The 8471-nt window shown below is 48.4% G+C and carries 6 protein-coding genes and 1 tRNA gene; all 7 read left to right on the forward strand.

Annotated elements, in window-relative coordinates:
• Positions 1–51 precede the first annotated feature (51 nt).
• The 7 genes from dnaN (at position 52) to DXD02_RS13800 (ending at position 8169) form a co-directional block, all read left to right on the forward strand.
• Positions 52–1161, forward strand: a complete 1110-nt coding sequence (gene dnaN, locus DXD02_RS13770; RefSeq protein WP_118666997.1) for a DNA polymerase III subunit beta — start codon at positions 52–54, stop codon at positions 1159–1161.
• Positions 1162–1283: 122 nt separating this feature from the next.
• Positions 1284–1493, forward strand: coding sequence for an RNA-binding S4 domain-containing protein (locus DXD02_RS13775; RefSeq protein WP_022462275.1), 210 nt, complete (start codon positions 1284–1286; stop codon positions 1491–1493).
• 40 nt (positions 1494–1533) lie between these two features.
• A complete protein-coding gene (gene recF, locus DXD02_RS13780; protein WP_022462276.1) occupies positions 1534–2631 on the forward strand; it encodes a DNA replication/repair protein RecF in 1098 nt (365 codons plus the stop codon).
• A complete protein-coding gene (gene gyrB / locus DXD02_RS13785; RefSeq protein WP_022462277.1) occupies positions 2632–4563 on the forward strand; it encodes a DNA topoisomerase (ATP-hydrolyzing) subunit B in 1932 nt (643 codons plus the stop codon).
• Between the two features lie 30 nt (positions 4564–4593).
• On the forward strand, positions 4594–7101 hold the full coding sequence (gene gyrA, locus DXD02_RS13790; protein WP_055266696.1) for a DNA gyrase subunit A: 2508 nt from the start codon (positions 4594–4596) through the stop codon (positions 7099–7101).
• Positions 7102–7175: 74 nt separating this feature from the next.
• Entirely contained in the window at positions 7176–7880 is a 705-nt protein-coding gene (locus DXD02_RS13795; RefSeq protein ID WP_117805253.1) for a lysophospholipid acyltransferase family protein, read from the forward strand.
• A gap of 201 nt (positions 7881–8081) precedes the next feature.
• A tRNA-Ser gene (locus DXD02_RS13800) sits at positions 8082–8169 on the forward strand.
• Positions 8170–8471: the final 302 nt, after the last annotated feature.

Genomic DNA, 8471 nt, shown 5'->3' on the forward strand with positions numbered 1-8471 from the left:
CTTTATAAGCATACTCACCCAGCCGTGAGGAAAGGAGAGTTATCCACAATTATGAAATTAGTGTTTGACAAAGCAGACCTTGTAAAAAGCGTTGCCATTGCGATGAAAGCTGTTTCCGGTAAAACTACGATGCCAATTCTGCAGTGTATCCTGATTGATGCATCTTCCAGCCAGATCAAGTTTACCTCCAACGATATGGAACTCGGAATTGAGACCCTTGTCACAGGTATGATTCTGGAACGCGGTATTGTTGCTCTGGATGCAAAGATTTTTTCTGAGATCGTAAGAAAACTTCCGGATAATCAGGTTACAATAGAAACAGATGAAAATCTGGTAACTACGATTACGTGTGAAAAAGCAAAATTCAGCATTCCGGGACAGTCAGGAGAAGATTTTTCCTATCTGCCGATTCTCGAAACTTCCGATTGTGTTTCCATTTCCCAGTTCACCTTAAAAGAACTGATCCGTCAGACCATTTTCTCCATTGCAGCCAATGAGAACAACAAACTGATGACCGGTGAGCTTTTTGAAATCAAAGATAACACACTTCGCGTCGTATCTCTGGACGGACACCGTATTGCGATCCGCAGAATTGAGCTGAAAGATTCGTATCCGGACCGAAAAGTCGTTGTTCCGGGAAAAACCCTGAACGAAATCAGCAAAATTCTGTCCGGCGAGATGGATGATCAGATTGATATTTACTTCTCGGAAAACCACATTATGTTCAAGTTCGATGATACAACGGTCGTTTCCAGACTGATCGACGGTGAATATTTCCGCATCGACCAGATGCTTTCGAGTGATTACGAGACAAAAGTGACGATCAACAAAAAAGAATTCTTAAGCTGTATCGACCGTGCGACGCTTCTTGTCAAAGAGGGCGACAAAAAACCGATCATCATCGACATCCAGGATGGAGCGATGGAACTGCAGATCAATTCCGCGATGGGTTCCATGAAAGAAGAGATCGATATCAACAAAGAAGGCAAGGATATTATGATCGGTTTTAACCCGAAATTCCTGATCGATGCACTTCGTGTTATTGACGACGAGGAGATTTCGATTTATCTGGTCAACCCGAAGGCTCCATGTTTTATCCGGAACGAAGAAGAGAGCTATATCTATCTGATTCTGCCGGTAAACTTCAATTCCGTGAGATAAGTCACATAAGTTTGAAATCTGCCGGAACCTTTTCTGAAAGAACTTTCAGCGGTTTTACAGCCACACAGGTTGAAAACTGCGAACTTACGTGAGGAAAAGGCACGGCAGTGCAGGAGGAAAAAATGGAAATTATTACGCTGCGTGAAGATTACATCAAACTGGGCCAGGCATTAAAAGCTGCTGCTCTGGTAGAAGACGGCGTGGAAGCAAAGCTCGTCATCAAGGACGGCGAAGTGACCGTAAACGGTGAAGTAGATACCCGCCGCGGCCGCAAGCTCTATGACGGAGATGTTGTCTGCTACAATGGAAATGAGATACAAATTAAAAAATAAGGCTTAAAAACTTAAGCTGATTTTTCACGGACGAGTGCTCATGTATATCAAATCTTTAGAACTGAAGAACTATCGGAATTATGAGAGTTTATGCATAAATATCAGCCCCGGAACGAATATTCTCTACGGCGACAATGCCCAGGGAAAGACGAATATTCTCGAGGCTTTATATCTCGCGGGTACGACAAAATCGCACCGCGGCAGCAAGGACCGCGAAATCATCCAGTTTGACCGGGAGGAAGCCCATATCCGGATGATGGTGGAGCGGAACGGCAGCACGCATAAAATCGATATGCATCTGAAAAAAAATAAATCCAAGGGAATCGCCATCGATGGAGTTCCGATCCGCAAAGCGTCGGAACTTTTTGGCATTGTAAATATTGTGTTTTTCTCTCCGGAGGACCTGAATATCATCAAAAACGGTCCTGCGGAGCGCCGGCGTTTCCTGGATAGCGAAATTTGTCAATTGTCAAGACTATACATGATCGAGCTTGCCAATTATAATAAAGTGGTGGCGCAGAGAAACAAGCTGCTTAAAGAGATTTCGTTTTCCGGCAGAATGGCGGATACGCTCGAGATCTGGGATGAGCAGATGGTCCGCTATGGAACAAGCATTATTTCCGAGCGGAAAAAATTTATCAGCCGCCTGAATGATATTTTATCCGAGATCCATCAGAATCTGACCGGAGGAAAGGAGCAGATTCTGATTACCTATGAACCGAATGTGTCCGAGGAAGCGTTTTCCGAAGAGTTAAAAGCCGGAAGAGAGCGTGATCTGCGTTTCGGACAGTCCTACACCGGGCCGCACCGGGACGATTTCTGTGTGCGGGTCAACGACATTGATATCCGTAAATACGGTTCCCAGGGGCAGCAGAGGACGGCGGCGCTTTCGCTGAAACTGGCGGAGATCCGTCTGGTCGAGGAGGAAATTCACGATACACCGGTTTTACTGCTGGATGATGTTTTGTCGGAGCTGGACGGCAGCCGGCAGAATTATCTTCTGCAGAGCATTCACAGCATACAGACACTGATTACCTGTACCGGACTGGACGAGTTTGTCGAAAATCATTTTGAGGCAAACAGCGTATTCCAGGTGGTCGAGGGATCTGTGTTTCACAAAGAAACAGGAGGAATCTAAATGAGTACAGAGAACATGGAAAAGACAGAGTATGGTGCAGACCAGATTCAGATTCTGGAGGGTCTGGAAGCCGTACGGAAGCGCCCAGGTATGTATATCGGCAGTACCTCCGCACGGGGACTTCACCATCTGGTCTATGAGATTGTCGACAACTCGGTAGACGAGGCACTGGCAGGATACTGCAAAAATATTGACGTTACGATTAACCCGGACAACTCCATCACCGTCATCGACGACGGCCGTGGTATTCCGGTCGGCATCAATCATAAGTCGGGCCTTCCGGCCGTTGAGGTTGTCTTTACGGTGCTGCACGCAGGCGGAAAGTTCGGCGGCGGAGGGTACAAGGTATCCGGCGGTCTGCACGGCGTTGGTGCATCCGTTGTAAATGCGCTGTCTAACTGGCTTGAGGTGCGCGTTTATCACGATGGAAAGGTTTACTTCCAGCGGTATGAGCGCGGAAAAACCATGAATAAGCTGGAGGTCATCGATACCTGTCCGATCGAAAAAACAGGTACCGAGGTCCGTTTCCTGCCGGATGACACGATGTTCGAGGAGACGGTTTATGATTACGACGTTTTAAAAACAAGACTCCGCGAGACCGCATTTCTGACCAAGGGACTGCGCATTGTTCTGCGCGATCTGCGCACGGATCCGGTAGTGGAAAAAGCATTCCACTACGAGGGCGGTATCAAAGAGTTTGTCAGCTACCTGAACAAGAGCAAAACGGCGCTCTACCCGGACATCATCTACTGCGAGGGAGAAAGAGACGGCGTTCTCGTTGAGGTTGCGATGCAGCACAACGATTCCTATCAGGAAAATACGTACGGTTTCGTCAACAACATTACGACGCCGGAGGGCGGTACCCATATCGTGGGCTTCCGGAATGCGCTGACGAAAACCTTTAATGAATATGCAAGAGCAAATAAACTGTTAAAAGACAGCGAACCGAACCTGACCGGAGAGGATATCCGCGAGGGTATGACGGCGATTGTCAGCATCAAAATCGAGGAGCCGCAGTTCGAGGGCCAGACAAAGCAGAAACTTGGAAACAGCGAGGCGAGAGGAGCAGTCGACAATATCGTGAGCACTCAGCTCGAGCTGTTCCTGGAGCAGAACCCGGCTGTCGCAAAAACGATCGTTGAAAAGTCCCTGCTTTCCCAGCGTGCGAGAGAGGCTGCAAGAAAAGCGCGTGACCTGACGAGAAGAAAATCCGCACTGGACGGTATGTCCCTGCCTGGAAAACTGGCAGACTGCACCGACAAGGATCCGAAAAACTGTGAGATCTTCCTGGTCGAGGGAGATTCCGCGGGCGGTTCCGCAAAATCCGCGAGAAGCCGTGCAACGCAGGCGATCCTGCCTCTGCGTGGAAAAATCCTGAATGTAGAGAAAGCACGTCTCGATAAAATTTATGCCAATGCCGAGATCAAAGCGATGATTACGGCATTCGGAACCGGAATCCACGACGATTTCGATATCACCAAACTGCGCTACGACAAGATCATCATCATGACCGATGCCGATGTCGACGGCGCGCACATCGACACACTGATGCTGACGTTCCTGTACCGCTTCATGCCGGAGCTGATCAAACAGGGCCACGTTTACCTGGCACAGCCGCCGCTGTTCAAGATTGAGAAAAACAAAAAAGTATGGTACGCATACGACGACGATCAGATGAATCAGATCCTCAATGAGATCGGACGCGGAGATAATAAGATCCAGCGTTACAAAGGACTGGGAGAGATGGATGCGGAGCAGCTCTGGGAGACCACCATGGACCCGGAACGCCGTGTTCTGCGCCGCGTTGTGTTCGATGAAGAGTATTCTTCTGAAATTGATCTTACCTTCAATACGCTCATGGGCGACAAGGTAGAACCGCGCCGTGACTTTATCGAAGAGAGAGCAAAATACGCAAACAACCTGGATATCTAAAAAGTCCTGTGAACTGAAGTGGAGGAAAAGATGGAAGATAATGTTTTTGATAAAATTCACGAGGTCGATCTGAAAGACACGATGGAGGAATCCTACATCAACTATGCGATGAGCGTAATTGCATCCCGTGCACTTCCAGACGTCCGCGATGGCTTAAAGCCGGTACAGAGACGTATTCTGTACTCCATGAGTGAACTGAACAATACGCCGGATAAGCCGCACCGTAAGTGCGCGCGTATCGTCGGTGATACGATGGGTAAATATCACCCGCACGGCGACAGCTCTATCTACGGAGCACTCGTCAACATGGCACAGGACTGGGCAACCCGTTATCCGATGGTGGACGGCCATGGAAACTTCGGTTCCGTCGACGGCGACGGCGCTGCGGCTATGCGATACACCGAGGCACGTTTAAGCAAAATCTCGATGGAGATGCTGGCGGATATCAACAAAGACACCGTAGACTTCGCCCCGAACTTTGATGAAACCGAAAAAGAGCCTGTTGTTATGCCGGCCCGCTACCCGAACCTTCTGGTAAACGGTACTTCCGGTATCGCAGTCGGTATGGCAACGAACATCCCGCCGCACAATCTGCGCGAGGTGGTAAGTGCCATTGTAAAAATTATTGATAATATCATCGAGGAGGACCGTACGACAGATCTCGAGGAGATTCTCGGCATTGTAAAAGGCCCTGACTTCCCGACCGGAGCAGAAATCCTCGGCACCCGCGGCATCGATGAGGCTTACCGTACCGGCCGCGGTAAAATCCGTGTTCGTGCGGTATCAAACATCGAGACACTGCCGAACGGAAAGAGCGAGATCATCGTAACCGAGATCCCGTACATGGTAAACAAGGCGCGCCTGATCGAGAACATCGCCGCGCTGGTAAGAGATAAAAAGATCGACGGCATCACTGGCATTGCGGACCACTCCAACCGTGAGGGTATGCGCATCTGTATCGAACTGCGCCGCGACGCCAATGCAAACGTCATCTTAAACCAGCTGTACAAACATACCCAGATGCAGGATACCTTTGGTGTGATCATGCTTGCACTGGTAAACAATCAGCCGAAAGTCATGAACCTTCTGGAGATGCTGACGTATTATCTGCAGCACCAGGAAGAGGTTGTGACGAGAAGAACGAAATACGACCTGAACAAAGCGCAGGAGAGAAGCCATATTCTGGAAGGACTCTTAAAAGCGCTTGACCATATTGACGAAGTGATCCATATCATCCGTGCATCCGCGAATGCGGCAGAGGCAAAGAAGAACCTGATGGAACGCTTCGATCTGAGTGATGCCCAGGCCCAGGCAATCGTAGACATGCGTCTGCGCGCTCTGACCGGTCTGGAACGGGAGAAGCTCGAGAACGAGTACAAAGAGCTGATGGCGCGCATCGAGCAGTTAAAAGCTATCCTCGCAGACCGCAAGGTGCTTCTTGGCGTTATCCGCAGGGAGATTCTGACCGTATCCGAAAAATACGGCGATGACAGAAGAACTTCCATCGGCTTTGATGAGTACGATCTCTCCATGGAGGATCTGATTCCGCGCGAGAATACCGTCATCACCATGACAAAACTGGGTTATATCAAACGTATGACAGTTGACAACTTCCGCAGCCAGAACCGCGGCGGCAAGGGAATCAAGGGCATGCAGACCATTGAGGATGATTATATCGAGGAGCTTCTGATGACAACGACCCATCATTACCTGATGTTCTTTACGAATACGGGAAGAGTCTACCGTCTGAAAGCATACGAGATTCCGGAGGCGTCCAGAACCGCAAGAGGAACGGCGATTGTCAACCTTCTCCAGCTGCAGCCGGGAGAGAAGATTACCGCTGTTATTCCAATGCGCAAATATGAGAAGGGCCATTATCTGTTTATGGCAACGAAAAAGGGACTGGTGAAGAAGACGCCGCTCGAAGAGTACGAGAACGTCAGAAAAACGGGTCTTGCTGCCATTGCGCTCCGCGATGATGATGAACTGATTGAAGTTAAGACAACTGATAACGAGAAAGAGATTATTCTGGTAACGAAATTCGGCCAGTGTATCCGCTTCAAGGAAAACGATGTGCGTACGACAGGCCGTGTTTCCATGGGTGTACGCGGCATCAACCTTCTGGACGGCGATGAAGTAGTCGGCATGCAGATCTGCACGCAGGGAGACTATCTCCTTGTCGTATCCGAAAACGGCATGGGCAAACGGACGCCGATGGCAGAGTTTACCGTACAGCTCCGCGGCGGCAAGGGTGTCAAATGCTATAAGATTACCGAAAAGACCGGAAACCTGATCGGTTCCAAGGCGGTCAACGAGGATAATGAGATCATGATGATCACCACAGAGGGAATCATCATCCGTACGCCATGCTCCGGCATTTCTGTGATGGGACGGATCACATCCGGCGTTAAGCTGATGGATGTGGACGGCGAAATCAAGGTTGCCAGCATTGCAAAAGTAAGAGACAAAGAGGCGTCCGAGGAGACTTCGGTTTCGGAGAAAGAGAACGAAACGGCTTCTGAGAAAACGCAGGAATAATACAGCGTCGCAAAACGTGTCTGAGAGAAAAAAGCTCAGGCACGTTTTTCTCGTTTGGTGAAGGGAAGAAAAATATGAAACGAATTTTACTGATGGTGCTGCGGAATCTGCTTCTGGTTCCGTGGATGTGGTGCCGGCTCTGTTACCATGCAGCGCATCCGGACAAGTACAGTCTGGAAGAGCACTTTAAAATGCTGCGCTTTATTGTACAGCGGGCGAACAAAGGCGGAAACGTCATTGTGGAATCCTATGGAGCAGAAAATCTTCCGGAGCAGGACGGTTTTGTGATGTATCCGAATCACCAGGGACTGTACGATGTGCTGGCGATCGCAGGAGCGTGCTCGCGTACCTTTACAGTTGTTGCCAAAAAAGAGGTAGAGCATATTCCGTTTTTAAAACAGGTCTTTGCGTGCATCCACGCGCTGTTTATGGACCGGGAGAATCTGCGGCAGTCAATGCAGGTTATCAATGAGGCGGCCAATGTCGTAAAAGAAGGCAAAAACGTCATTCTGTTTCCGGAAGGAACGAGGAGCAGAAAGGGAAACCAGCTGCTGGAGTTTAAAAGCGGCAGCTTCAAGATCGCAGTAAAAGCAAAATGCCCGATCGTGCCGGTTGCGTTAAAAAACTGTTTTGTTCCGTTTGATTCCAATACCGTCCGTCCCGTAACGGTAGAAGTACATTTTCTCGACCCGATCCCATACGAGGAATACCAGGGAATGAAGACAACAGAGATTGCCGAGATGGTAAAGAAGAGAATTGAAGCCGTCGTAACCGCGTAGCGGTTTCAGAAAAGAGCGTGATATGCGCTCTTTTCTGCTATTCTGGGGGCTGATTTGGGTTCTGTAAGGCATATTTTCTATAATAGTAAGAAAAAAACAAAAAATTCGAAAAAACGGGTTGACAAGAACGTAAGGTTTTTGTATAATAAACCATGCGTCACGAATGAGTGACCGCACATATCATTTTATATTTAGGCATTTGGAGAAGTACTCAAGTGGCTGAAGAGGCGCCCCTGCTAAGGGTGTAGGTCGGGTAACCGGCGCGAGGGTTCAAATCCCTCCTTCTCCGTTTGAAAGCCAAAAACAAAATGATATTTTTTGTGGAAAAAGTTCTTGACAAACAGCTTCACATCTGATAAGATAGCAGAGTTGGTGATGGGTTTGAAAAAACTAATCCAAAAAATAAATCAAAAAAGTTCTTGACAAAAGCGAATGAGTTTGATAAAATAAACGAGTTGCTGATCGAAAGAACGGCGAAGAAATTAAAAAAACTTCAAAAAAGTTCTTGACAAACGAAAAGCTCTGTGGTAAAATAAACGAGCTGATCCGAGTCGGAACGGCAGAGATCCTTGATAATTAAACAGTGAAACA

Source organism: Blautia sp. TF10-30, assembly GCF_003481245.1.
Lineage (GTDB): Bacteria > Bacillota > Clostridia > Lachnospirales > Lachnospiraceae > Fusicatenibacter > Fusicatenibacter saccharivorans.

Excerpts from the sequence above, each read along its gene's own strand:
- dnaN (WP_118666997.1), top strand. The coding sequence starts at position 52 with ATGAAATTAGTGTTTGACAAAGCAGACCTTGTAAAAAGCGTTGCCATT.
- DXD02_RS13795 (WP_117805253.1), top strand. The coding sequence starts at position 7,176 with ATGAAACGAATTTTACTGATGGTGCTGCGGAATCTGCTTCTGGTTCCG.
- DXD02_RS13775 (WP_022462275.1), top strand. The coding sequence starts at position 1,284 with ATGGAAATTATTACGCTGCGTGAAGATTACATCAAACTGGGCCAGGCA.
- gyrB (WP_022462277.1), top strand. The coding sequence starts at position 2,632 with ATGAGTACAGAGAACATGGAAAAGACAGAGTATGGTGCAGACCAGATT.
- gyrA (WP_055266696.1), top strand. The coding sequence starts at position 4,594 with ATGGAAGATAATGTTTTTGATAAAATTCACGAGGTCGATCTGAAAGAC.
- recF (WP_022462276.1), top strand. The coding sequence starts at position 1,534 with ATGTATATCAAATCTTTAGAACTGAAGAACTATCGGAATTATGAGAGT.